Origin of the sequence: Winogradskya humida (assembly GCF_016862215.1) — a bacterium.
GTDB classification, from domain to species: Bacteria; Actinomycetota; Actinomycetes; order Mycobacteriales; family Micromonosporaceae; genus Actinoplanes; species Actinoplanes humidus.
This window is the reverse complement of the sequence record NZ_BOMN01000097.1, coordinates 33206-58830: the sequence shown is the minus strand read 5'-3', so window position 1 is coordinate 58830 and position 25625 is coordinate 33206. Positions and strand designations below refer to the sequence as shown.

Below are 25625 nucleotides of genomic sequence, written 5' to 3'. Positions count from 1 at the left end.
CATACGCTCGCGGCGTTCCGGTGCCGGCGGCGTGTGCCGCTCGGTGCAGTCGTTCATACGGTGTACTCCACGGTTCCATCCACGACGGTGGCGAGCACCCGTCCGGTCAGCAGGGCGGCGGGGTCGGGGGTGAGGGGGTCGGTGTCGAGGCCGGTGAGGTCGGCGGGGCCGCCCACCCGCAGGCGGCCGTCGCCGAAGCCGGCGATGGCAGCGGCACCCGTGGTGAACAGGTCGAGGGCTTCGTCGGCGGTGACGGCCTGGTCCGGTCCGAGCGGTGACGGTAGCTCACGGACCATGCGGGTGCGCGCCTGCCACATCCCGTGCAGCACGGACATCGGTGGTCCGGGGCCGTCCGAGCCGCCACCGACCAGCACCCCCGCGTCCAGCCAGTCGCGCAGGGGGTTCGCCGTCGCGGCCCGGGTGGCGCCGAGGCGGCGGACCAGTCCCGCGCCGAAGTCCCATTGCAGGGCGGGGTGCGCCGACACCGCCACGCCGAGCTGCCTCGCGCGGGCCATCGCGGCCGGGCTCGGCCCGAGGTAGGCGTGGATCAGATGGGAGCGCTGCGGATGATCCACCACGGACAGCACGTCGAGCACCAGGTCGATCGCGGCGTCACCGACTGCGTGCACCCCGACGCCGCGTGGTCCGGAGGCCGCCTCCAGCAGCACGGAACGGCTGACCGTCTGGTTGCCGTGGTAACCGTCGGTGCCCGGCCAGGGCGTCGACAGCAGCGCCGTGCCCAGCGACCCGCCGCCGTCGAGAAAGATCTTCGTCGGCCCGAGCCGCAGCCGATCGGTCTCCGCCAGGCCACCATGAAGATCCAACGGCAAAACCGCGACCCGCATGCGCAACTGCCCGGTCCGGCCCATTTGTCCGTACGCCGAGAGCGCGCTCACCTCCACCGCAGGGTCGACCGCCGTGGTGATCCCGTGCGCCAGCAACGATCTCTGACCCGCGATGATCCACGAGGAGATCTCCGCCTCGGACGGCGCCGGGATCATGGCGCGGACCAGGGCGACCGCGGGGTGCTCCACGAGCAGGCCGGTAGGAACGCCGCCGGGGTGACGTTCGATGCGCCCGCCCGCCGGGTCGGGGGTGTCCGGGCCGATGCCCGCGCGGCGTAGTGCGGTGGTGCTGACCAGCGCGTCGTGGCCCTTGATGTCGAGCACCACGCCGATGCCGGGCGCCGCCGTCTCCAGCTCGGTCGCATCGGGCAGCGGGCCGTCGAGTTCGGTGTCCGCCTCGATCCACTGCGATCCGGGGTGCGCGGCGGCGTGGGCGGCCAGGTCGTCGAGGAGCGTGGCGGCGTCGGTCAGGACCAGGCGGGTCGCGCGGCGCCCGGCCCAGAGCAGGTGCACGTGACTGTCCACGAAACCCGGTGTGACGTGGGGAACCTCGAGGATCGGGGTGCGGGAGGGCAGCTCACGGCGTACTGATGCGAGGTCTCCGATGGCCACGATGCGGGAGCCGGCGACGGCCAGGGCCGAAGCGACTGGCCGGTCCGGGTCCTGGGTGCGGATCGCGCCGATCACCAGCAGTGTGGTCACAGCACCGCTGCGATGCCGTCGGCGCGGGGGTCGCTCGCGCAGGCCAGGGTGCCGCCGCTGAGCCGGGCGACCTGGACGTGACCGGCGTCGTCGTGCGGGCCCGCGGTGGTGGCGACGTCGAGGCCGAGCCCGCGCGCCGCGGCTGCGAGGGTGTCCGGGAGACCGGGTTCCAGGAGCAGCGTCATGGCCTCATAGCCGACGTCGCGGCTGCCGATCACCCAGCGTGGGCGGCCCACGACGGCGGCCGGGTCCGCGGCGTTCAGGGCGTCACCGGCCACCTGGGCCAGGATCCACGGCTGGGACCGGCCGCCCTGACAACCCAGCGCGAGCACGGTGTCGCCGGAGATCGCGATCGAGGGGCACAGGGTGTGCGGCGGGCGGGCACCGGGGGCGATCCGGCCGGGGTGCTCCGGGTCGAGGCTGAACATCGAGCCGCGATTGTGCAGCACGATGCCGGTGTCCGGGTCGAGCAGACCGGAGCCGAAGCTCTGGAAGACGCTCTGGATCAGCGTCACCGCGTTGCCGTCCTCGTCGACTGCGGTCACCGCCACGGTGTCACCGGTCGGCCGCGGACCGGCGGTGACCGGGGCATGCTCGCGGGCGGTGCGCAGCAGCAGGCCGTCCACGTCGACGGGGCCGGTGCGCGGGTCGCCGAGCAGCGCGTCGCGGGCGAGCTGGGCCCTGCGGGTCACGGGGAGCAGATCCTCGGCGCCCAGGATGGCGAGGAACGTCGCACCCTGACTCGGCGGGGGAGCGGCGGCCCAGGTCGCACCGTACGCCTCGGTCGTCATCGGCTCGGTCACCTCCGCCTCGTGCGCGGCGAAGTCGGCCGCGGTCAGAGGGCTGCCGAGGCGTTCCAGGCCCGCGGCGAGACGGTGGCCGAGGTGTCCCTTGTAGAACGTGCGCCAGTTCGCGGCGATCGCGGTCAGGGACTCCGCGAGCGCGGGCTGGACCAGCGGGTCGCCCTCGGCGAGGCCACCCACCACGGCGCTGAGGCCCGGGTCGGCGGCGATGATCTCCGCGCGGTCGCGGATCGCGCGGGCCAGGCCGGGGCTCACCGGGGCACCGCCGGCGGCAAGGGTGATGGCGGGTTCCAGGAACGCCGCCCAGGGCAGGCGCGCTCCCTGGGCGAAGACGGCGGCCCAGCCTGCGACGACACCGGGAACGGTGACCGAGAGCGGCCCGGTCATCGGGATCCGGGGACCGGCGGCCCGCAGCGCGTCGACGTCCACGGCTTGGGCAGCCGCGCCGATCGAGAGCACGGCCTTGGGAGCACCACCGGCGGGGCGGACGATCGCGATGAGATCGCCGCCGATCGAGCATTGGTGCGGGTAGACGACGGTCAGCGCCGCCGCGGCTGCCAGAGCGGCATCGAACGCGTTCCCACCCGCCGCCACCGCGGTCCGCCCCGCCTCGACCGCCGCGGGATGCGGCGCCGCGAGAGCGACCCGCCCGCCGCCACCGGGCGGAGCAACGGCCGGCGTACCAGGGGCACCCGCTGGAGCAGCGACGTCGCCGGCGGACGTGCCGGGCTCGGTCATGCCGGGTCCCGCTTGATCAGGATGGCGCGGGTGAACGAGCCGTCGGCGTCCACGAGCTTGGCGGGCAGGCAGACCAGCTCGTAGTCGCCCGGCGGGACGGCGTCGAGGTCGGCGTTCTCGAGGATCAGCACACCGGCGCCGAGCAGTGCGTGGTGCGCGTCCCAGGTGTCGGTCAGGGTGTGGCTCTCGATGGTCAGGTAGTCGATGCCGACCAGTTCGACGCCGTCGTCGATGAGCGCCTTCGCGGCCGCGGGGGACAGCCCGACCCAGCTGGGGGCGCGGTCGGTCTCCTTGAGCGGGCCGCCCGAGTTGGTGGTCTTGAAGAGCACCCGGCGCTGGCCGCTCACGCCGGCCGCCGTCAGATCCTCCACTGTGATGTCACCGGTCACGTGGGTCATGTCCACCACGATGGCAGGCCCGACGAGGGAGTGCAGCGAGACCTTGTCGATGGGGGTGGCGCCGTCGACGAAGTGGGCCGGGGCGTCGACGTGGGTGCCGGTGTGGGCGCCGAGGCGCCAGCGGGTGACGTTGGACGCGTCGCCGTTGGCGAGTGACTCGACGATCTCCACCTCGGGCTTGCGGCCCCAGTGCAGCATCTCCGGGTGGATCGGGAGCGTGATGTCGAAGATCTCCATGGTATTCCCCTTACGGACGGTGCTTCGGGTTCGGCCAGGGCTCGGCGACGGCGGCGGTGACGGCCCGCGCGGTGGTGTCGACGCAGCGCTCGAACTCCGACCTGCCGTGCCCGGCGTTGGCCTCGTCGACGTCGCGACCCCAGACGCCGGTCTCGCTGACCTGGTCCATGCGGTAGTCCCAGAACGAGTCGACGTCGGTGTGCGAGGTGACGCGGTCCATGTGGACGAGTTCGGGGTGCAGGTGCAGCATCACCGACGTCTCGAAGAAGTTGGCGTGCATCAGGCCGCGGCCGTAGGTGACGTGCCCGTCGACCTCGGGGCCGGGGTACATCGTCACGTAGCCCAGGGCGCGCACGCGGGCGTCCTTGTGGCGTACCCGCAGCTTCTCGGCGGAGACGTCGAGCGAGCCGTTGTTCCAGATGTGGCCGTTGAGCAGGATGAACTGGCGTACGCCGCTCGCGTACAGCGATTCGATGATGTCCTCGACCACCGCGATCAGCGTCTCGGGCCGCAGCGCGATGGTGCCGTTGAAGTCGCCGTGCGAGCCGGAGACGCCGTAGGTCAGCGTCGGGATCACGGGCACGCGCGAGACAGCGGAGACGGCGTGCGCCACGGCCTCGCAGATCCGCGCGTCCACGCTCAGCGGCAGGTGCGGGCCGTGCTGCTCGATCGCGCCGACCGGGATGATCACCGCGTCGCCGGCCGACGCACTGTCCTGCCAGGTCAGGGAGTCCCAGAGGATCGGTTGGTTCACCATGCTCGCCTCGTCTTCTCCGGCAGCAGGTCCAGCGCCCTCATACGGGCCGGGCCGTCCGGGGTTGTCAGCCAGACGGTCGCGTCCGGGCTGTAGTCACTGATCAGTTCGCGGCACACCCCGCACGGGGCGATGATCCGGAACGTGTCGGCGGGCTTGATCTGCACCGACACGACGGTGTCGACGGTCAGCGGTGCACCGGCCGGGAGCCCGCCGCGGGCCGCGCCGAGCGCGATCCCCTCGGCGCAGATCGAGCTGCGGCGGCATGAGCCTTCGAGGTGTACGCCGGTGTAGACCCCGCCGTCGGCGGTGCGCAGCGCGGTCGCGACCTCGTGGCGCCCGAACACGTACACCTTCTCGAGGAGCTCCTCGGCGAGCCGCAACAGGGACAGATCACCGGCCGTCATGTCCGCCGGTGCGGGAACGGGGGTGATCACAGCCCGAGGATCCCGGCCATGTTGCCGCCCTCGACCAGCGCGCGGTCGGCCTCGTCCGGGATGGCCTTGGCGATCTTGAAGCGCTCCAGGTCGAAGTCGGAGCCCGGCCACTCGCTGCCGAACAGGATCTTCGTCGGGCCCAGCCGGGCGTACGCGCGCTTGACGTCGCTCACCAGCGTCGCCGACGTCTCCAGGAAGATGTGCGGGTTGCGTTCGGACACGATGATCGCCTCGGGCACGTTCCAGACCGCGCCCATGTGCGCGATGATCGTCGGCACGTCCGGGTGCCCCTTGGCGATCTCCTCGATCGCGAGCGGCGCGCAGAACGCGTCGTCCAGCGCGTTGATCAGGATCGGCAGGCCCAGCTCGGCGCACTTCGCGAAGACCGGGTCGAGCAGCCCGTGGTCGGCGACGTGATAGCCGTGCAGGCTCGGGTGCAGCTTGAGCCCGGAGAGCCCGGCCGCCGCGATCCGTTCGATCTCGTCGAGCGCGTCGTCGGCCTGCGGCATGACCTGCCCGAAGCCGAACAGCCGGGTCGGATGCGCCTTGACGAGGTCGATGATGAAGTCGTTCTCGATGCGCTGGGCCAGCGAGCAGACCATCGCCATGTCCACGCCGGCGGCATCCATCCGGGTGAGGATGCGCTGCGGGTCGAACGGCACGTGCGGCGGCGGCGCCTGGCCGGGACGGGCCCCGGTCAGGTAGTCCGAGCGCCCGCGGACGTCCTGGGTGGTGTTGTAGGCGTCGATGATCACGCGTTCGGCCTCTCAGTGATGGCGATCAGCGGAAGATGACAGCGGACGGAGCGGCCCGGCTGTACTTCCGCGAGCGGCGGTGGGGTGGTGCGGCACTTGTCGACCGCGTACCGGCATCGGGTGTGGTACGTGCAGCCCGGCGGTGGTGCGGCCGGGTCGGGCAGCTCGCCCTCCAGGACGATCCGCTCACGCGGTTCCTGGCTCAGCTGCGGCACCGAGGAGAGCAGTGCCTCGCTGTACGGGTGGGCGGGCGCGGCGAAGAACGCGTCCCGGGACGCGATCTCGATGATCTCGCCCAGATACATCACGGCGACCCGGTCGGCGACGTGCCGGACCACGCCCAGGTCGTGCGAGATGAACAACATCGTCAGCTCGCGGTCGCGGGTCAGGTCGGCGAGCAGGTTGATGACCTGCGCCTGGATCGACACGTCCAGCGCGGAGACGGGCTCGTCGGCCACCACGAACCGTGGCCCGGGTGCCAGCGCGCGGGCGATGCCGATGCGCTGACGCTGCCCGCCGGAGAATTCGTGCGGGCGCCGCTCCCCGGCCTCGCGGCCCAGCCCGACCAGGTCCAGCAGGTCCAGTGCGGTCTCCCGGGCGGTCTTCTTGTCGGCGCCCCGGGCCCGCAGCAGCGGCTCGGCGACGATGTCCGCGACCTTGCGGCGCGGGTTCAGCGAGCCGAACGGGTCCTGGAACACCATCTGCAGCTCGGCGCGGGTGCTGCGCAGCACCGTCCCGCGCAGGTCGGTGATGTTCAGGCCGCGGTAACGGATGGCGCCCGAGCTGGGCTCGATCACGCGCAGCATCGCCTTGCCGAGAGTGGACTTACCGCAGCCGGACTCGCCGACCAGGCCCAGCGTCTCACCCTCGTAGACGGTCAGGTCGACGTCGCGAACGGCGCGCACCTTGTTGCCGAACTCCACCGACAGCTTCTCGACCTGCATCAACGGCGTCTGGACCTTCATGACACGGCCACTTTCTCGCGGTCAGGACCGAGCACGCACGCATCGAGCTGCCCGGGCATGCCGTACCGATGGATCAGAGCGGGCTGGGCGGAATTACAGGCGTCGTGGGCGAAGGTGCAGCGCGGTGCGAAGGCACAGCCGGACGGGCGGTCCACCCCCGACAACGGACTGCCCGCGATGGCCGGCAGGCGTTCCTGCGCCGGGCCGTCGATCCGGGGCACCGACGAGAGCAGAGCCCGGGTGTACGGGTGCTGCGGCGCGAACAGCACCTGGTCGCGGGTGCCCTGCTCGACGATCCGGCCGGCGTACATCACCGCGACCCGGTCGGCGACCTCGGCCACCACGCCCAGGTCATGGGTGATCAGCACGACGGTGGTCCCGTGATCGGTCTGCAGCCGTTTGAGCAGCCGCAGCACCTGAGCCTGGATGGTCACGTCGAGCGCGGTCGTGGGCTCGTCGGCGATCAGCACCGCCGGCTCGTTGGCCAGCCCGATCGCGATCATCACCCGCTGGCGCATCCCGCCGGACAACTGATGCGGGTACGTCTTCGCCCGCTGTTCCGGGTTGGCGATGCCGACCTCGCGAAGCAGCTCGACGGCGCGTTCCCACGCGCGTTTACGGGTGACGCGCTGATGCGTGCGGATCATCTCCGCGATCTGCGTTCCCACCTTCTGGGTCGGGTTGAGCGCGGCCAGCGCGTCCTGGAAGACCACCGCGATGTCCTTGCCCCGCACCTTGCGCAGCTGGTCCTCGCTCTTGGCGACCAGGTCCTGGCCGTTCAGCGCCGCCACCCCGGAGATGTGGGTACGCGGCCCGCGGTTCAGCCCCACCAAACTCATCGCAAGCGCGGACTTGCCCGACCCTGACTCGCCGACCAGCGCCAGCACCTCCCCGTGGCCCAGATCGAGATCGATGCCCCCGACGGCAGGCAGCCGCCCGCCCGGCACGTCGAACTCGACCTTCAGCCCCCTGATCGAGAGCAACGGCTGACTATCGCCCTGTATCAAGGACATGCCCTCACGGCCCTCGCCGTCACGGCCGTCCCCCACCTGCGCACGGCGAGGCTCGGTGCGATCGGTCATGTCGGGTTCAGCGCCTTCTCGATCACAGCCACCACCGCATCCGGATGCACTCGCGGCGTGAAGTGGCTGCCGGGGACCTCGGAGATCGCGGCGCCCATCCGGGCGGACATGTCGCGCTGGATGACCGTGGGGAGCGTCTTGTCCTGGGCGGCGATGAGGTACCAGCTCGGCTTGGTCTTCCAGGCGGGCTCACCGGTCCTGTCGGTGAAGATCTCGGCGGCGCTCTGCCGGGACTCGGCGTCCCACACCGGGCGCTGCTCGGGCTTCACGTCCCAGGCGATCTCGTTCCAGTAGTCCTCGGTGTGCTCCGAGGACCATTCGCCGTTGGGGCCGCGCCGCATGTACTTCGACACCTCGGCCGGGGGATAGCGCTCGACGATGCCGTTCACCGACTCGCCCTCGTCCGGGGCGAACGCCGCGACGTAGACCAGCCCGGTCACCTGGGGTTCGTGGCCGGCGTTGGTGATGACCGCGCCGCCGTACGAGTGACCGACCAGCAGCACCGGCCCCGCGATGTCGCGGACCACCGACGCGGTGTGCGCGACGTCGTCGTGCATCGAGGTCATCGGGTTGGTCACCGCGGTGACGCTGTGACCGGCGGCTTCGAGCAGCGGCACGACCTCCGTCCACGTCGCGGGGGTTCCGCCGGCGCCGTGCACCAGGACGATGTTCATGGGTGTCAGGCCTTTCGCAGTCGCGGGTCGAGGACGAGGTAGAGCAGGTCCGTCGCCACGTTGACCAGGGTGAACAGCAACGCGATGGCCAGCGCGGCACCCTGCACGACGGGGTAGTCGCGCTGCAGGATGGCGTTGACCAGCATGTTGCCGACGCCCGGGTACGAGAAGACGGTCTCGGTGATCACCGAGCCGCCGAGCAGCGAGCCGAACTGCAGGCCCAGCACGGTGACGATGGGCAGGGAGGAGTTGCGCAGCACGTGCCGGCGCAGGATCTGCCCACCGGACAGGCCCTTCATCCGGGCGGTCCGCACGAAGTCGTCGCCGAGCACCTCCAGCACCGACGCCCGCACGATCCGGGTGATGAACCCGGCCATGCTCAGTGCCAGGGTGGTCGCGGGGAGGATCAGGTGCTGGAACCACGGCCAGATCAGCTCCGGGCGGTCCTGCAGGATCGCGTCGAGCAGCACGAAGTTGGTCGTCGGCCGGTAATCGAGCGCCGACGGCATCCGCCCGATGATCGGCAGCCACTGCAGCCATACCCCGAAGATCACGATGGCCAGCACGCCGAGCGCGAACCAGGGCAGCGAGAAGCTGACCGTGCCCACCGAGCGGGTGAGGTTGTCGATCCACGTGTCCTTGCGCAGCGCCGCGATGACGCCCGTGACCATGCCGAGCAGCACGGCGATCAGCATCGCGGCGACGGTCAGCTCGATGGTCGCCGGCAGCGCCCCGCCGAGCAGCGTCCTGATGCTGTTACCGCCGTAGAACGACGTGCCCAGGTCCAGGTGCACGATGTCGCTGAGGAACGAGCCGTACTGATGGGCCAGGGACTTGTCCAGGCCGAGCGCCTCGTTGATCTGGGCTTCGTTCTCCCGCAGCGCCGCCGCGCTGGTGTCGCCGGACGCACCGCCGGCCGCGAGTGAGGTGGCCGGCGAGCCGGGCAGCAGCCGCATCGCCACGAAGACCGCGCTGGCCAGGAAGAACATCACGATGGGGACGGCCAGCAGACGCCGGACGACCAGCCAGGGAGTGCCGAGCCGATCCCGGAGCGGGCGCCGGGGGACCACAGCTGCCACGGTCGTCATCGCGTCCCCCGGGGGTCGAGTGCGTCGCGCAGGTCGTCACCGGCGAAGTTGCAGGCCACGACGAAGATCAGGGTGGCCGCCGCCGGGAGCACGACCAGGCGCGGCGCGGTGTAGAGGAATTCCTGCCCGGCCTGCACCATGTAGCCCCAGTCCGGGGTCGGCGGCTGGATGCCGAGGCCGAGATACGACAGGCCGGCGGCGAACCCGGCCGCGACCGACAGCGTCATCACGACCTGGGCCAGCAGCGGCCCGGCGATGTTCGGCAGCACCTCCTGCACCATGATCCGCGGTGCACGGGTGCCGCCGAGCCGCGCGGCGAGCACGTAGTCGCGCCCGGCCTCGCGGGCCGCGAGCGCCCGGGTGAGCCGGGCCAGGCCGGGAGCGAGCGAGACGCCGATGCCGACGACGAGACTGGGCACACCGGGACGCCACGCGGCCACCACCAGGATGATCAGCAGCATCGCGGGGAACGCGAGCGCCAGGTCCATCAGGCGCATCAGGACCCACTCGATCCAGCGCCCGAAGAAGCCGGCGACCAGCCCGATCGCGACCCCGAGCACCGCCGCGAGAGCCGTGGACAGGAAGGCGACGAGCAGCAGCGGCCGGGCGCCGTAGAGCATCCGGGCCAGCATGTCGCGGCCGAGGTCGTCGGTGCCGAGCAGGTGCCCGCTCGCGCCGATCGACGCCATCGCGTCACTGGTCTGGCGGGCCGGGTCGGCGCCGACCAGCGGCGGGCCGAGCAGGGCGATCAGCACGAAGAGCAGCACGATCGCCCAGGAGCAGGCGCCCAGCGCCGACCGGGCGACCCGGCGCCGCGAATATGCGGCCCGCAGTCGCCCGGCCGGCACCGGCCGTGCGCTCAGGGCTCGGTCAGACACTCGCCTTCTCCATGAAGCAGCGGTGGCTGCCGAGGGCCGCGAAGTTCATGTCCTTCACCTTCGCCCCGCTGACCACCGGGTTGCAGGAGTAGCCCAGCATCGAGATCACCATGAACTGCTCGGCGAAGCGGCGCTGGATGTCGCTGTACTTGGCCGTCCGCTCGGCGCCGTTGGGCATGTTCTTGGCGGCGGTGAGATCGGTCGCGAACACCGCCGAGCCGTCGAGGGTGTTGAAGCCTGTCGCGAAGTCGCCGTAGACACCGGCCGGCATGGCCAGCGACCCGATCATGTTGTCCGGGTCCGGCACGTAGGAGTTCCGCTCCCAGATCATGAGGTCGTGGTATTCGTCGGCCGGGTTGACCACGCGGCCGAAGTAGGTGGCCGGGTCGACGGAGTCGGTGACCACCTTGAGCCCGATGTCGGTGAGGTTCTGCGCGACGATCTGCGCGGCCTTCGGGTGCCAGCTGTCACTGGCGGCCATCAGCCGGACCGTCCGCCCGGTCGCGCCGGCCGCGACGATGAGCTGCTTGGCCTGCTCGATGTTCTGCGTGCTCAGGTCGGCCAGGGCCGGGTCGTGGCCGTTCTGCGACGGCGGGATCGTGTAGCCGACGGGCAGCGCGCCCGCGCCGAAGAACGCCTGGCTGAGGATGGCCTGGCGGTCCACGGCGAGGTTGATCGCCTTGCGGACGTCCAGCTCCTTGATCTTGCGAGCGTCGATCATGAGGATCGCGTCGAAGCTGTACGGCGTGTCGTAGACGGTCACCGCGTCGTTCTTGCGCAGCTGCTCCAGCGCCGAGTAGGGCGTGAACTGGGTGGCGCTGATGTCGCCGGACAGCAGCGAGCTGACGATCGTCGACGGGTCGGTGACCTGCTGCAGCACGAGCCGGTCGATCGGGGGCTTGCCGAGGCGGAACCCGTCGAACGCCTCCAGCGTCACGGACTGCCCGGAGGTCGCCGCCGAGAACTTGAACGGGCCGGTGCCGACGAGGTTCTTGCCGATGTCCTTGCCGTACTTGTCGAGCGCGGCCTTGGAGATGATCCGGCCGCCGATGTCGGAGAGCCTGTTCAGCACGGTGGCGTCGGGGGAGGCCAGCACCATGAGCACGGTGTTCGCGTCCGGCGCGGTCAGGCTCTTGATGTTCTTGCCGAGGCTCTGCAGCGGCCGCGAGGAGCCCTCGGGCAGCGTCTTGTCGTCGGCGTTGAACTGGCGGCCGAGGCTGGCCAGCACGTCGGCGGAGGTGAACGTGGTGCCATCGTGGAACGTGACGCCCTGCCGGAGCTTGAACGTGTAGGTCAGCTTGTCGGCGGAGAGCTCCCAGCTCTCGGCGAGGTCGGGCTGCGGATCGTTGGTCTCGAAGGAGATGAACGTCAGGCCGCGGCAGATGCAGTCGACGGCCATCCAGTCACCGAGGGTGGTGTAGAAGGCGGGGTCGTTGACCGCGCTGGTGCCGTCGATGGCCATCGTCAGCGTGCCGCCGCTGCGGCCGCCGTTGGCCGAGTCCTTGTCGTCGTCCGCGGCGACGCCGCAGGCGCTGAGCAGTCCGGTCATACCGAGCCCGGCGCCCATGCCGAGCAGGCCGGCGCCGCGCAATATGTTGCGTCGCGAGAAGGAGCGGGAAGCGAGGGAATCCGTCATGAGGGCAACTCCTACATCCAGCGGTGCGTGGTATCTCTCAAGAATGGGATCATATTTTGCAGATATTGGATCCAATTAGCGTGATGCCGCGGCGATGCATTCTGGTGTCACGAATGTGAACGTTCGATTACCGAGGCTGTGAAAACGCAGGCCACGGGCCTCACGAGCAACAGGAATCACCGCTGGTGTCCGTGCTGACCACGGCTGCGGGGTCCGGGATGTCCAGGGCGGGGTTGCGGTCGAAGAAGCCGTCCGGCGCCAGCTCCAGGTGGATCGCCTCCACCGGCATGACCGGCCACTGCTCGGGGCGCGGCAGGTGGTGCACGCCGAGCACGGGCCACAGCACCAGGGGTACGCCGTCGATCGAGCGGTCCTGCTGCTGCCACACGTGCACGCCGTCCTCGCCGGGTTCGGCGTGGTTCGGATACTGGCCACCGATGAACTGCTCCGCAGGGGAGTAGGGGGTGGCCCAGAGGTGCTGGTGGATGAAGGGCGCGCGGCGGGCCATGACCGAGCCGGGCAGCCCGAACGAGCGCGTCGTGTTCTTGATGTTCAGCCGGTAGGCGGTCGGCTCGCCGTAGCGGTTCGTCTTGTCCGCGCTCTCCACCCGCCAGTGCCGCGCCGTCGACGGGTCCGTCCGGCGCGCCGCCTGCGACTCCTTGGTGAACGCGGTCCGCACGTTGCGCACGGCGTTGCCGTAGGGATTGAGCTCCGGGTCGGGCTCGGCCTCGGCGTGCTCCTCGACCAGGCGGTTCAGGTCGCCGTCGATCGCGGTGTCCAGGCGCACCCCGAAATAGTGCTGGTGGGTGGGGGTCTGCACGCGGCTGGAGACAACCCGGCCGTACGGCGCGTCGTCGCCCTCGTTGATGCCCGAGGCCGACAGGATGCCGGTGAGCTTGACCTCCAGCTCGATGCGCCCGTCCTGGTAGAGCGTCCAGTAGAACCCGTAGTCGTAGTTCGCCACGGTCTGGAAGTTCGAGATGATCAGGCGCCGGCTGCGGCGGACCTCGCTGACGCCGCGGCGCAGGTCATTGTGCTTCCAGAGGATGCTGGCGTCCTCCTCGTGCATGCAGATCGCCTGCGGGATGACCGCCGGCTCGCCGTCGCCGCCCAGCACGGTCGCGTCGAAGTAACGGATCACGCCCAGGCAGTCGCAGCCCAGCGCGAGCGAGTTGGTCAGCGGACCGGCGCCGTACTCACCCCAGTCGAAGAAATTCTTGCGGTACTGCGTCGAGTTGCTGTCCAGGTAGGGGACGTACATCTCGTTGCAGGCCGCGCGCTTGAGCACCGTGCGGTCCAGGAACGTGAGGTCGTGCAGGACCAGTCCCTCGCGGTGGGTGAACCCGATCCGGAACGTCCAGCCCTGCCACTCGACCTGCCAGCCGTCGACGGTGAAGCTCGGGCCCTCGCTCTGCACGACGTCGAGCGGGTTGAGGCCCGGGCGGTCCTCGCCCCAGCCGCCGCGCTGCAGCGGACCGGCCTCGTCGGAGACCGGCACGACCCCGTGATCCTCGACCTCGAGGACCTCCATGGTGTGCATGTCGATGATCGGGATGACGCCCTGCACCGGGCGGGCGTAGCCGTTGTCCTCCTCGGTGGTGCGGTGCCACACCGTGCCCCAGGTGATCCGGCGGCCCTTGTACTTCTCGGGCTCGAAGCCGCCCATGCTCTCGGCGTCGATCATCACGAGGGAGACATCGTCGATGCCGCGCTTGGCGAGCGCCTCGCGGAACAGCGGGCTCTCGCGGCACGCCTTCGCGGCGGCGCGGGCCTCGTCGGAGGTGATGCCGGGGCGCCGCGGATCGACCGGGCGCCAATCGAGGCAGCGAGGGTCTGCGCCCAGCAGAACGTCGATCTCCCACGCCGCGCTGCCGCTGTAGTCCATCGCGACCAGGCCGATCCTGACCTCACCGGCCGGCTCCTCGCCCGCGATGACCCTGCGTGCGTGGTGCTCGTCCAGGTAGGCACCCCAGAAGCGGGTGCGCTCGCCGAGGCGGCCGTCCGCCCGCGCCGTCGCGACCGCCAGCGTGATCTCGGCGGCGCTCGGCGGGTCGAGCGGATGCGCGCGTTCCGAGGTCCCGCTCGGCGTTAGCGGCGGAGTCGGCGTCTGCGCCGGCGTGGGATGGCAGTTCATTCCAGTCCTCCAGCATTCCGGTTACCTGCAGCGTACGCTACTTTTGGATCCAACAAAATGATGCTTGGATCCCGAAGTGAGATTTCGGGGCTTGCTATCGTGCTTCCACCCGAGCCGCCCTCGCGGCACCGATCGAACCCGGGGACCACATTGACCAGAGCGGGCGAGGCCACCATGGACGACGCACCCCAGAGCGACGCGCTCGTCGACGCCACAGCCGCTGCCATCCGGGCCCGGATCATGTCCGGCGACATCCCGATCGGCGCGCAACTGCGCCAGGCGGAGCTGGCCAAGACACTCGGCGTCAGCCGCACCCCCGTGCGCGAGGCGTTGCGCCAGCTGCAGACCGGCGGCCTGATCGAGGTCGTCCCGCACCGCGGCGCCGTGGTCCGCGTCCCCGCCCCGTGGGACGTGCGCGAGACATACGAGGTCCGCGCCGAGCTCGAGGGCCTGGCCTGCGAGCGTGCCGTCCCCCGGATCACCCGCGACGGCCTCGACGACCTGCGCAAGGCCAACGAGGCGCTGCGGCCCGGCGCGATCCGCCCCGACGGCTCCAGCACGGTCGCCAACGACAGCTTCCACACGCTGATCCACGGCATCGCCGGCAACGAGCGGCTGGCCCGCGTGATCAAGGAGATCAACGAGGCGTTCCCGCGCAACGTCTCCGCGCTGGTGCTGCAGGACAACCCGCGCCACCGCGAGGACAACTTCGCGGAGCACGAGCGGATCATCACCGCGCTCGCCGCCGATGACGCCGAGACGGCCCGCCGCGAGATGCAGGCACACGTGATCAGCGCCGGCGAGCAACTGGCCCGGTGGTACGAACGCCGGTCCGCCACGGTGTTCCGGGGCTGACGACGCGGCCCATCGAGCGGCGGGAGGCTCATGCCGTCACCCCGAGGGCCGCGGGGGAGAGCCCGTCCAGATCGGGGCGGGCGATGCCGGTCGCGAGGTCGGCCAGGGCCGCGCCGATCGCCGGACCGAATTTGAAGCCGTGCCCGGAGCAGGCCGCCGCCACCAGCACCTGCGGCAGGCCGGGCATCGCCCCGATCGCGAACCGGTTGCGCGGCGCCATCGTGTAACGGCACGCGACGGTGTCCACCACCGAGCCGTCCACGCCGGGCAGGAACCGCCGGGCCAGCCCGACCAGCCGGGCGACCTCCGCCTCGGCCGGCGGGCGCTGCGGCTGCCCCGGATCGTCGGCCGGGCCGGGCTCGAGCCCCACCTTCATCGCGCTGCCCCCGAACGCCGGCAGGCCGTACAGCAGGCCGACGTCCGGCACCTCGATCGAGAACGCGCCGAGCCCGGGCGGCGTGACCAGCGACGCGTCGCGGGCGCCGAGGAAGACGTTGACGATCCGGGTCACCTCGAGCAGCGGCGCGAACGCCGGCAGCAGCCGCGACGTCCACGGCCCGGCGCAGACGATCAACCGGTCGGCGGCCAGCTCCCCGCCGTCCGTGCTGACCCGCACTCCACCGCCGTCGGCCCGCCACGACGTGACCATGGTGCCCGGGCGCCGGTCGGCGCCGTGCGCCTGGGCCAGCTCGCGCAGGCATGCCAGGGCCGCCGCGGCGTCGATTACCCCGGCGGCGGGGTCGAACAGCGCGGTCCAGCCCGGCTCCAGGCGCAGCCCGGGGAAGATCTTCGCGGCCTCCTGGTCGTCGACGGTGCGGCAGTCCGGCCCGCGCAGCCCCTCGACCCCGTCGGCCCGCGCGTAGAGCCCGCCGGTCGTGGTGACCAGCGGGGTGCCGGCCGCGTTGCTCAGCTCGTCCCACGCGCCGTACGCGCGATCCACCAGGTCGTCCCAGAACGCCGACGGGTACGCCCGGCGGATCATCCGGGTGTGCCCGTGCGACGACCCCTCCGTGTGCCCGTCGGGGAACTGGTCCAGATGCGTGACCCGCACACCACGACGCGCGAGCTGCCACGCCGCGGCGCTGCCGTGGATGCCCGCCCCGACCACGATGACGTCCGCGTGACTGCCCGACCGCACAAAAGCCGGCGCCCCGCGACTGCCCGTCAGCGCATCTGCCAGCGCGCCGACGTCGCTCTCGTCGTTGTAGACGTGCACGGACGCGCGCACGATCGCGTCGAGCCCGCGCCGCCCGAGGTCCCACTGCCCGTGCCCGGCCGGAACCTGGGTCACGTGCACCCCGGCCCGCCGCAGCCGCGCGACGGTCTCCCGGGGCTCCTCACCCTCCCGGACGAACGTCACGATGCCGCCGGTCGAGGCCTCCGGATCCGTCACCCTGACCCCGGGCAGCCCGGCGAGCGTCTCCCGCAGGTGCGCAGCCAGTCCGCTGACATACCCGTGGATCCGCGGCACGCCCAGAGCCAGCGCCTCGTCGAGCGCCGCCCCGAACCCGAGCCGCAACGCGTGCGAGGTCTCCCACGTCTCGTACCGCCGCGCCCCGGCCTCGATCTCGATCCCACCGTCGGCATGCCACGTGGCGCCACGCACATCGGGGTGGTTGGGCCGCATCCGCTCCCGCATCGCCGGGCTCACGTAGAGCAGCCCGGTGCCCCGCGGCCCGCGCAGGAACTTGCGACCGGTCCCGACCGCGATGTCCACCCGGCAGGCGAGCACATCGAGCGGCAGCTGCCCGAGCGACTGCGTGGCGTCCAGCAGGAGCGGCACCCCGGCGGCCGAGGTCAGCGCGCCGATCTCCGCGACCGGTTCCACCAGGCCCGAGGAAGTCGGCACATGCGCGACGGTAACCAGCGCGGCGGGCTCGCGCAGGGCTTTCGCCAGAGCCTCCAGATCGGTTTCCCCGCTCGGGCCGACAGGCAGGACCTCCACCACGACACCATGCGTACGCTGCAGCTCGAGCAGATGCATCGCCGAGCTGACATAGCTCGAAGCAGCCGCGAGCACCCGGCTGCCCGGCGGCAACGCGAGCGCGTCCATGGCCCGCTGCCACCCGACCGTGGCGCTCTCCACCAGCGCGATGTCGTCAGCCGAAGCCCCCACCAGCCGCGCGGCGGAGTCGTAGACGGCCTCATGCCGGGGTCGTGCAAGCTCGGCAGCCTCGTACCCCCCGATCCGCGACTCGAGATTCAAGTGCTCGACGACGGTCTTGAGCACATACGAGCTCGGCAGTGATGCTCCAGCCGCGTTGAAGTGCCGCGCATGCCGCATGCCAGGGGTAGCTGCCCGGAGGGCTGGGATATCAAGTGGGGGAGATTGGATCCCGGGAGGGTACGAACTCACAGCGCGATCACCACGCCCTTGCGCTCGCAGAAGCCGAGGAGGGCTTCGTCGCCGAGGTCCTTGCCGACGCCGGAGTCGCCGACGCCGCCGAAGGACAGGGCGGGGTCGAAGATGTTGTAGGTGTTGACCCAGACCGTGCCACAGTGCAGGGCCGACGCCATGCGGTGGGCGCGGGAGAGGTCCTTGGTCCAGACGCCGGCGGCGAGACCGTACGACGTGTCGTTGGCGATCGCGATGGCGTCGGCCTCGTCCTCGAAGGTGATGACGCCGGCGACCGGGCCGAAGATCTCCTCGCGGGCGATGACCATGTCGTTGGTGACGCCGGTGAACAGGGTGGGGGAGACGAAGTAGCCGGGGCGGTCGGGGACGTCGCCGCCGACCGCGAGCGTCGCGCCCTCCTCGACGCCCTTGCGGATGTAGCCGAGGACCTGCTGGCGCTGCTCCTCGGAGACGAGCGGGCCGACGCTGATGCCCCCGTCGAGGCCGTTGCCGACCGGCACCCTGCGGGTGGCCTCGGCGAGCCGGGTCAGCATCTCGTCGGCGATCGAGCGCTGGACGAGCAGCCGGCTGCCCGCCGTGCACATCTGGCCGGAGTGACCGAACGACGCGCGCATCGCCGTGGTGACCGCGGCGTCCAGGTCGGCGTCCTCGAAGACGATGTTCGGGCTCTTGCCACCGAGCTCCAGGGTGAGGCGCTTCGTGGTCGCGGCCGCCGACACCATGACCTTGCGGCCCACGTCGGTCGAGCCGGTGAACGAGACCTTCGCGACGCCGGGGTGGGCGACCAGGGCCGCGCCGACCGCGCCGTCGCCGGTGAGGACGTTGAGCACGCCGTCGGGCAGGCCCGCCTCCTGGCAGATCTCCGCCAGTTTCAGCATGGTGACCGGGGTCTGCTCGGCGGGTTTGACCACGACCGGGCAGCCGGCGGCGAGCGCGGGGGCCAGCTTGTGGGCGGCCGTCATGATCGGGAAATTCCAGGGCAGGATCAGCGCCGCGACACCGACCGGTTCGAGGACGGTGTAGACGTGGTGGCCGCCGCCGTCGATGGGCACGACGGTGCCGGAGAGCCGGCTCGGTGCTCCGGCGAAGTGGCGGAAATCCTTGGCGGCGAACGCGGTGTCGGCCCGGGAACGTTCGATCGGCTTGCCGTTGTCGCGGGTCTCCAGGACGGCGAGTTCCTCGAGGTTCTCCTCGATCAGGTCCGCGATGCGGGTGAGGATGCGGGTGCGTTCCAGCGGCGCGAGTCCGCTCCAGCGCCTGTCCGCATACGCCCGGCGCGCAGCCGCCACCGCGGCGTCGACGTCGGCGGGGGTGGCCTGCGCGACCCGGGTCAGCTCGTCGCCGGACGCGGGGTCCAGCACGGCGAACGTCTCCCGCTCGCCGGGCTTGATCCACGCGCCGTCGATCAGGAACGGCTCCTCAGAAGAGATCGAAATATTCACGCTGCTCCCAATCCGAGACGTGTGCCAGGTAGCGGGCGAACTCGTCGCGCTTGAGGTGGGCGTACCACGCCACGACCTCCGGCCCGAGTGCTTCCGCGAAAACAGGGTCGCCGACCAGTGCGTCCACGGCGTCGGCGAGCGAGCCGGGCAGGGTGATCGCGTCGGCCGCGTAGGGGTCGGTGACGGGTTGCCCGGGGTCCAGGCCGCGGCGCAGCCCGTCCAGCCCGCTGATCACCTGGGACGCGATGTAGAGATACGGGTTGGCGGCCGGTTCGCCGCAGCGGTTCTCCAGGCGCACGCCCGTGTCCTGACCGCCGCCGACGACCCGGACCATCGCGCCTTTGTTGTCGGCGCCCCAGCAGATCCGGTCGGGCGCGAGCGAATACGCCCTGTAGCGCTTGTATCCGTTGACCGTCGGCGTCGTGAACGCCGCCGCACCGCTCGCGTGCTCCAGCAACCCCGCGAGATAGTGCCGCGCCGTGTCGCTCATGAGCTGAGGATCGTCGAAAACCGCTTCACCGGTACGCACATCGCGCAGCGACTGGTGCAGATGCCACCCGGCGGACGCACCACCCGCTCCGGCCGGGCGGGCCATGAACGTGGCGTGATGACCGCTGCGCCGCGCGATCTGCCGAATCGCCGAGCGGGTCAGGATGACGTCGTCGGCGGCCCGCAGCGCGTCCGAGGCCTGCAGCGTGATCTCGAGCTGGTTGGGCCCGAACTCCAGCTCCACCGAGCGCAGCGGCAGGTCGAGGGCGTGCAGCCCGCGCTGGATGTCCTGGACGAGACCGTCGACGCGGTCCAGGCCGTCCTCGAGGAGCAGCTGCGAACCCGTGCTGACCGGTCCGACGATGGGCGCGCGTCCGGGCGCTCCGGGCGTACCCGTGCGGTCGGTTGTCATTTCCGCTTCCGTGGAGCGGAAGACGTGGAACTCCAGCTCGACCCCGACGGTCATCGCGTAGCCGGCGTCGGCGAGCCGGCCCAGCTGGTCGCGCAGGATGCTGCGGCCGCAGAAGGGCACGCGGGAGCCGTCGGGGAACCGCAGGTCGCACAGCACCCATCCGGTGCGCGGCGCCCACGGCAGCACCCGGAACGTCGACGGATCCGGCACCATCACGATGTCACCGGCGCCGGAGAAGCCGTCCACGCCCACGCCGGTGTCCGCGCTGAACACCCCGAAAGCCGATCGGCCCGAGGTGTCCTTGAGCAGAAGCGAGCTCGGTGCCGTGACGCCCGACCGCAGCGCGGCCGCCAGCGCCGACCGGGTCAGCGTCTTGCCGTGCAGGACGCCGTGCTGGTCGGCGAAGGAGAAGCGGACCAGCTCCAGGCCCAGCTCGTCGACGACCCGGCGCAGCTGACCCGCGGCTGAGTACTGCGCCTCGCTCCAGAGGCCGTGCCGGTCGATGAAGCCACCGCGGTCGGCGGCGAGCAGCGGTCGCGCGTTCCAGCCGCCACCGCCCTCGGCCACCGCGCGCTCGTCGACGCTAGGCATTGCCGGCTCCCCATGGTGACTTCTCGCGGCGCTCGGCCTCGCGGTCACGCCACGCCTGCTCCCAGCCCTCGGTCGGCGCGACGGTGTCCACCGCGAGTGGGCCGGTCAGCGCCGCCGCGGTGGCCTCGTCGACCGCCCGGGCGGGGACGGTGCCCCCGGCCTCGAACGCCTCGATCGCGCGCAGCAGCATCCGCCGGTTGGCGGTGACCGCCCGGTCGGAGACGCCGAGCCGCTCGGTGCTGCGGTCCTGGATGCGGCCCATGCTCTCGACGGCCCACTGGTCGTGCACGTTGATGTCCAGGCCCATGCCCGTATAGGTGAGGTCACGCTGCTCGGCCGGGTCGAAGCCCCAGTTGTTCGAGCGGTTGCGCAGCGGCCGGTAATCCGGCAGCGAGACTTCCGAGAGCCGCTGGGCGAGCAGCGTCTCCTTGTCGGTCTCCTCGGCGAAGTCGTAGAAGATCATGTACCAGTAGTGGTTCTCGTCGTCGATCGGCACGTGCCACTGGATGAAGACCTTGGAGTTGCCGAACGGCACCACGAACGCGTTGGGGAACACGAGGTTCGTGATGCGCACGTGGCGGATCTCCTCGGTCAGCTGCCGGATCGCGTAGACGCGCAGCCCGTGGTCGGCCTGCTCGACCTCGATGTCGGGGCGGTAGCTGTCCCCGACCAGCTTCGACAGTTTCTTGCCGGTGCCCTCGACGACCTCGCTGAACTGCTGACCGTAGACATCGCGGGGGTCCTCGTCGATGAAGCGGTGCAGGAAGGAGACGTGGCTCGGGTCGATGCCGCCCTCGACGCCCTGCAGCCAGTTGCACTCCCACAGGCCCTTGAACGCGAAGGTGTACTCCTCCGGCGCCTGGAACGCGTCGTAGTGCGGGAAAGGCGGCGGCTCGCCGTCACCGAGGTAGGCGAAGACGATGCCGTTGCGCTCGACGCACGGGTAGCTCGGAATCCTGATCTTCTCGGCGAACCGGCTGTGCGCCGGTTCGGCGGGCTGCTCCTTGCAGCGCCCGTCCGGCCCGTAGAGCCACCCGTGGTAGAGGCAGCGCAGGCCGCCGTCCTCATGGCGCCCATAGGCAAGGTCGACCCCGCGGTGCGCGCAGAACCGACCCACGAGGGCCCAGCCGCCGTCCTCGTTCTTGAACAGGACCAGGTCCTCGCTCATCAGCCGCACCGGCTTGACGGGCCGCTCGGGTGACATCTCGGACACCAGGGCGGCCGGTTGCCAGTACGCCCGCATCAGTTTGCCGAGCGGTGTCCCGGGCCCGGTCCGGGTCACCCGCTCGTTGTCCTCGTGCCTGAGCATGGCCCCACCTCCCGCATCCCTCAATTACGCATCCAGTCGGTACAAGACGCATCCAGTCGGTACAAGATTGGATCCAATCTTGCCACAGCGGCCTCCGCCCGTACAGCCCCGGCGGCCCTTGATCGATGTCATTGGATGCGACAATCGGGGTTGCGACAGTTCTCTTGCATTTCACCGGCCATTGGCCCATGCGAATTACGTTCGCGCGAACCGATGCGAGGTTCGCGTATCCTTTCGCCATCTGTGATGATCATGAAAATGTATCCTCCCGGGCTGAGCTTGGATTTCTTGGCCGACCGTCGTGATGCGACAGTCGTTACGAGAGGGATGCCCGTTTCGGAAACGCAATGGAAGCACCCCCTTCATTACTCCTTTCGGGTTCACGCCATTCCTTTTTAACAATCAGGCCCTACCTTTTACAGCGGCACGGGTATGTGTGGGGGAGGTGCCGTGAGAAAACTATTAGCTCTGTTCGTTCCGGCTCTCCTGGTGGTCGTTGTCCTGGCACCGTTGCCGGCGCAAGCGGCGCCACCAGCGGATTTCCGGACCGAACTCGTGGTGGGGGCCGGGCTGGAGGGGCCGTCCGGTTTCGAGATCGCCCCCGACGGGCGGATCTTCGTCCTCGAGCGGTCGGGAAAGATCAAGATTGTCAAGAACGGGCGACTGCTGGCCACGCCGTTCGCGGACCTGCCGTCGCAGCCCAGCGGCGACCGCGGCCTGATCGGTATCGCGTTCGACCCCGAATTCGGCGTCGCCAACCACTACGCGTACTTCTATTACACCGGCCTCGATCTGCACAATCGGCTGGTCCGATTTGACGCTTCGGCCGATGTCGCCACCACCGGGCCGTTCACCATCTTCCAGACCGAATCGTTGTCGCAGGAGCTGCACGTCGGCGGCAGTCTCGCTTTCGGCCCGGACGGGAAGTTGTATTTCGCGGTCGGGGACAACGGCTACCCGCCGAACGCCCAGCTGCTGACCAACCCGCACGGCAAGATCCTGCGGATCAACCGCGACGGCACGATCCCGCCCGGCAACCCGTTCGCGGGCCAGGCCGGCAAGCAGCAGGAGATCTGGGCGTACGGCTTCCGCAACCCCTGGCGCTTCCAGTTCGACAGCGCGACCGGTCAGCTCTACGGCGGTGACGTCGGCGACTACTCGTGGGAGGAGGTCAACCACGTCGTCAAGGGCGGCAACTACGGGTGGCCGCTCAAGGAGGGCGTCTGCACGTCAGCGTGCACGGGATACGTCGACCCGATCTACGCGTACCCGCACGACGGCGAGAGTGCGGCCGTCACCGGCGGGCCCGTCTACCGCGGGACCATGTTCCCGGCCGAATACCGGGGCAACCTCTTCTTCGGCGACTACGCCAAGGGCTTCATCCGCCGCGCGGTGCTCGACGCGGACGGCAACGCCACCTCCGTGCAACCCTTCGACACCGTCGCCGGCAGCGTCGTCGACCTGAAGGTGGCACCGGACGGCTCGCTGTACTACCTCACGTTCATCCCGGGCCGGCTCTACCGCATCAGTTACGAGGTCGGCAACCACGCGCCGAGCGCCACGGCCACCGCCGACGTGACCAAGGGCGTGGACCCGCTGACCGTGCACTTCTCCGGCGCGGCCAGCGTCGACCCCGACAACGACCCCCTCACCTATCAATGGGATTTCGGGGACGGCACCGGCAGCACCGCGGCAGAGCCGGTCAAGATCTACCCCGACATCGGTGTGTACGTTGCCACGCTCACCGTTACCGACAGCGAGGGGCAAGCCGCCGAGGCGGTACCCATCGTCATCCAGGTCGGCATCGCGCCCACGCTCAACGTCGCCGTGCCCGCCGACGGCACCCTTTACCGCGCCGGCGACGTCATCACCTACAACGCGTTCGCCAGCGACGCCGCCGGCTTCGACCTGGACGACAACGACATCATCATGAACGCGGTGCTGCACCACGGCACCCACATCCACCCGTTCGTCGGCCCGCTGACCGGAAGGGCGGGCTCCTTCACCATCCCGGCGACCGGGGAGTCGTCCGCGGACACCTGGTACGAGCTCACCGTCACGGCCACCGACACGAACGGCCTCAGCACCTCGCGCTCCGTCACCATCCGGCCCATCACGACGACGTTCACCGTCGCCACCAGCCCACCCGGGCTGACGGCCTATCTGGACGGCATCCCCGAGACGGCACCGCACGAGGTCGCCGGGGTCGAAGGCTTCAAGCGGGAGTTGTACGCCCCACCGGTGGCCGTCGCCGCGGACGGCACCACGTACCACTTCACCGGCTGGTCGGACGGCGGGAGCATCCGGCACACCATCGTCACGCCCGAGGACGCCACCACGTACACGGCCGTCTACGCACCGTCGACGCCGTTCGCCGCCAAGTACTACGCCGGCAGGGCCCTCGCCGGGGCGCCCGTCCTGACCCGCAACGACCCGCGCATCGACTTCGCGTGGGGCGGGGGCTCACCCGGCGCCGGCGTGCCCGCGGACAACTTCTCCGCACGCTGGACCAAGAAGCAGTACTTCACCGCCGGCCGCTACCGCTTCACCGCGGTCTGCGACGACGGGTTCCGGCTCTACGTCGACAACACCCTCGTGCTCGACCACTGGTCCAGCCAGCCCGGCACCGCGTACGACTGGATCGGTGACCTGGGCGCGGGCAACCACACCATCACGCTGGAGTACTTCGAGGAGGCCGGCGGGGCGATCGCCAAACTCGACTGGGCCGCCACTGTGGAGCAGCCCGACGACACCTGGCGCGCCGAATACTGGAACCTCCCCGGTACCGGCAGCTCCCCGACGGTGCCCAGCGCCCCACCGGACCTGACCCGCGCCGAGGACGCCGTCGACCACGACTGGGCGGGCGGGTCGCCGGCCCCGGCTATCAACACCGACCACTTCGCCGGACGCTGGACCCGGACCCTGAGCCTGGCCCCGGGGGAGTACGAGTTCACCGCCACCGCGGACGACGGGGTACGGCTCACCGTGGACGGGGTGCGGGTGATCGACCGGTGGACCGACTCCGGGCCGGTCGCCACCACCGCCACCACGGTGCTCGACGGTGGCCCGCACACGGTCGTGCTGGACTACTACGAGAATTCCGGCGGCGCCGTGGCCCGGCTCGCCTACCGGCAGCTCGCGGACCAGCTCGACCCGCAGGCCTACACGTCGGAATTCTGGAACACCCCGGGCGCGGGCAGCGCCCCGCCGTTTCCCACCGGCGAGCCCGACGTGACGCGGACCGACCCCGCGATCGCGTTCGACTGGGGCGGCGGCTCCCCGGCCCCCACCATCGGCGACGACAAGTTCGCGGCCCGGTTCACGCGCACCGACACGCTGTCCGCGGGCCTCTACCGGTTCTCGGGCCTGAGCGACGACGGGGTACGGGTCTTCCTGGACGGCGTACCGATCGTCGACGAGTGGGCCGACCAGCACGCCACGTTCAGCACCGACCGCCTGGTGCTGGCCGGCATCCACCAGATCCGCGTCGAGTACTACGAGAACGGCGTCGGCGCCGCACTCCAGTTCGGGTATCAGCGCATCGGCGCCTACCACCCGGTCGCGACCTGGTCCGCGGAGTACTTCGCCAACACCACCCTCACAGGTACGCCCGTGGTGTCCCGATCCGACGACACAGTGGACTTCGACTGGGGGCTGGGTTCGCCGGACCCGCTCGTCCCGGCGAACCAGTTCTCCGCCCGGTGGACGAAGACCGCCGACTATGCCGCCGGTACCTACCGGTTCGCGGCGACCGGGGACGACGGCATCCGCGTGCTGCTCGACGGCGTCACGGTGCTGGACGGCTGGTCCGACCACGGCCCCACCACGTTCACCACAGACCTCGACCTCGGAGCCGGCGAGCACACCGTCGTCGTCGAGTACTACGACAGCTTCGTCGGCGCCGTGGCCGTGTTCACGGAGACACCCCAGTGAGCCCCTCGTGAAGTACCCCCCAGTGAGCCCCTCGTGAAGTACCCCCCAGTGAGCCCCTCGTGAAGTACCCCCCAGTGAGCCCCTTGTGAAATACCCCCCAGTGAGAAGGAGT

Annotated in this window: 19 protein-coding genes; 2 read left to right on the top strand and 17 right to left on the bottom strand. The window is 70.6% G+C overall.

Going from position 1 to position 25625, the window contains the following annotated elements; translation table 11 throughout:
- Positions 1-53: 53 nt before the first annotated feature.
- The 13 genes from Ahu01nite_RS34060 to Ahu01nite_RS34000 form a co-directional block, all read right to left on the bottom strand.
- Complete coding sequence (locus Ahu01nite_RS34060; protein ID WP_203840824.1) at positions 54-1547, bottom strand: amidohydrolase; 1494 nt, start codon at positions 1545-1547, stop codon at positions 54-56.
- Complete coding sequence (locus Ahu01nite_RS34055) at positions 1544-3088, bottom strand: gamma-glutamyltransferase family protein (protein WP_203840823.1); 1545 nt, start codon at positions 3086-3088, stop codon at positions 1544-1546. Before Ahu01nite_RS34055 ends, Ahu01nite_RS34060 begins: the two co-directional genes overlap by 4 nt.
- On the bottom strand, positions 3085-3723 hold the full coding sequence (locus Ahu01nite_RS34050) for a cyclase family protein (protein ID WP_203840822.1): 639 nt from the start codon (positions 3721-3723) through the stop codon (positions 3085-3087). The genes Ahu01nite_RS34055 and Ahu01nite_RS34050 overlap by 4 nt, the downstream gene beginning before the upstream one ends.
- A 10-nt stretch (positions 3724-3733) precedes the next feature.
- Positions 3734-4480 carry a creatininase family protein gene (locus Ahu01nite_RS34045; protein ID WP_203840821.1) on the bottom strand — a complete coding sequence of 249 codons (747 nt, stop codon included), beginning with the start codon at positions 4478-4480 and terminating at the stop codon, positions 3734-3736.
- The gene (locus Ahu01nite_RS34040) at positions 4474-4914 is read right to left on the bottom strand and encodes a cytidine/deoxycytidylate deaminase family protein (RefSeq protein ID WP_203840820.1); all 441 of its coding nucleotides are present in this window, start codon (positions 4912-4914) and stop codon (positions 4474-4476) included. The genes Ahu01nite_RS34045 and Ahu01nite_RS34040 overlap by 7 nt, the downstream gene beginning before the upstream one ends.
- The gene (locus tag Ahu01nite_RS34035; protein ID WP_203840819.1) at positions 4911-5669 is read right to left on the bottom strand and encodes an amidohydrolase family protein; all 759 of its coding nucleotides are present in this window, start codon (positions 5667-5669) and stop codon (positions 4911-4913) included. The genes Ahu01nite_RS34040 and Ahu01nite_RS34035 overlap by 4 nt, the downstream gene beginning before the upstream one ends.
- Entirely contained in the window at positions 5666-6634 is a 969-nt protein-coding gene (locus tag Ahu01nite_RS34030) for an ABC transporter ATP-binding protein (protein ID WP_203840818.1), read from the bottom strand. Before Ahu01nite_RS34030 ends, Ahu01nite_RS34035 begins: the two co-directional genes overlap by 4 nt.
- The gene (locus tag Ahu01nite_RS34025) at positions 6631-7617 is read right to left on the bottom strand and encodes an ABC transporter ATP-binding protein (RefSeq protein WP_239159346.1); all 987 of its coding nucleotides are present in this window, start codon (positions 7615-7617) and stop codon (positions 6631-6633) included. Before Ahu01nite_RS34025 ends, Ahu01nite_RS34030 begins: the two co-directional genes overlap by 4 nt.
- A gap of 95 nt (positions 7618-7712) precedes the next feature.
- Positions 7713-8390: an alpha/beta hydrolase gene (locus Ahu01nite_RS34020; protein ID WP_203840817.1), complete on the bottom strand. Its 678-nt coding sequence runs from the start codon at positions 8388-8390 to the stop codon at positions 7713-7715.
- Positions 8391-8395: 5 nt separating this feature from the next.
- Complete coding sequence (locus Ahu01nite_RS34015; protein ID WP_203840816.1) at positions 8396-9478, bottom strand: ABC transporter permease; 1083 nt, start codon at positions 9476-9478, stop codon at positions 8396-8398.
- The gene (locus tag Ahu01nite_RS34010) at positions 9475-10356 is read right to left on the bottom strand and encodes an ABC transporter permease (protein ID WP_203840815.1); all 882 of its coding nucleotides are present in this window, start codon (positions 10354-10356) and stop codon (positions 9475-9477) included. The genes Ahu01nite_RS34015 and Ahu01nite_RS34010 overlap by 4 nt, the downstream gene beginning before the upstream one ends.
- Positions 10349-11992, bottom strand: coding sequence for an ABC transporter substrate-binding protein (locus Ahu01nite_RS34005; RefSeq protein WP_203840814.1), 1644 nt, complete (start codon positions 11990-11992; stop codon positions 10349-10351). Before Ahu01nite_RS34005 ends, Ahu01nite_RS34010 begins: the two co-directional genes overlap by 8 nt.
- A 160-nt stretch (positions 11993-12152) precedes the next feature.
- Positions 12153-14126 carry a primary-amine oxidase gene (locus Ahu01nite_RS34000; RefSeq protein WP_203840813.1) on the bottom strand — a complete coding sequence of 658 codons (1974 nt, stop codon included), beginning with the start codon at positions 14124-14126 and terminating at the stop codon, positions 12153-12155.
- A 174-nt stretch (positions 14127-14300) separates the two neighbouring features.
- Here Ahu01nite_RS34000 and Ahu01nite_RS33995 point away from each other — a divergent pair, with 174 nt between their 5' ends.
- Positions 14301-14981, top strand: a complete 681-nt coding sequence (locus Ahu01nite_RS33995; RefSeq protein ID WP_203840812.1) for a GntR family transcriptional regulator — start codon at positions 14301-14303, stop codon at positions 14979-14981.
- A gap of 28 nt (positions 14982-15009) precedes the next feature.
- Here Ahu01nite_RS33995 and solA read toward each other — a convergent pair whose 3' ends face one another.
- From solA to Ahu01nite_RS33975, 4 genes are all read right to left on the bottom strand, one after another.
- Complete coding sequence (gene solA, locus Ahu01nite_RS33990) at positions 15010-17265, bottom strand: N-methyl-L-tryptophan oxidase (protein WP_203840811.1); 2256 nt, start codon at positions 17263-17265, stop codon at positions 15010-15012.
- A gap of 68 nt (positions 17266-17333) precedes the next feature.
- Positions 17334-18779, bottom strand: a complete 1446-nt coding sequence (locus Ahu01nite_RS33985; RefSeq protein WP_203840810.1) for an aldehyde dehydrogenase family protein — start codon at positions 18777-18779, stop codon at positions 17334-17336.
- Positions 18757-20271 carry a glutamine synthetase family protein gene (locus Ahu01nite_RS33980; RefSeq protein WP_203840809.1) on the bottom strand — a complete coding sequence of 505 codons (1515 nt, stop codon included), beginning with the start codon at positions 20269-20271 and terminating at the stop codon, positions 18757-18759. The genes Ahu01nite_RS33985 and Ahu01nite_RS33980 overlap by 23 nt, the downstream gene beginning before the upstream one ends.
- On the bottom strand, positions 20264-21580 hold the full coding sequence (locus Ahu01nite_RS33975; RefSeq protein WP_203840808.1) for a Rieske 2Fe-2S domain-containing protein: 1317 nt from the start codon (positions 21578-21580) through the stop codon (positions 20264-20266). Before Ahu01nite_RS33975 ends, Ahu01nite_RS33980 begins: the two co-directional genes overlap by 8 nt.
- A 450-nt stretch (positions 21581-22030) precedes the next feature.
- On the opposite strand from Ahu01nite_RS33975, the gene Ahu01nite_RS33970 reads away from it, so the two are divergent.
- Positions 22031-25513 (top strand): PQQ-dependent sugar dehydrogenase, encoded by a 3483-nt coding sequence (locus tag Ahu01nite_RS33970; protein ID WP_203840807.1) that lies wholly within the window; start codon positions 22031-22033, stop codon positions 25511-25513.
- Positions 25514-25625 lie beyond the last annotated feature (112 nt).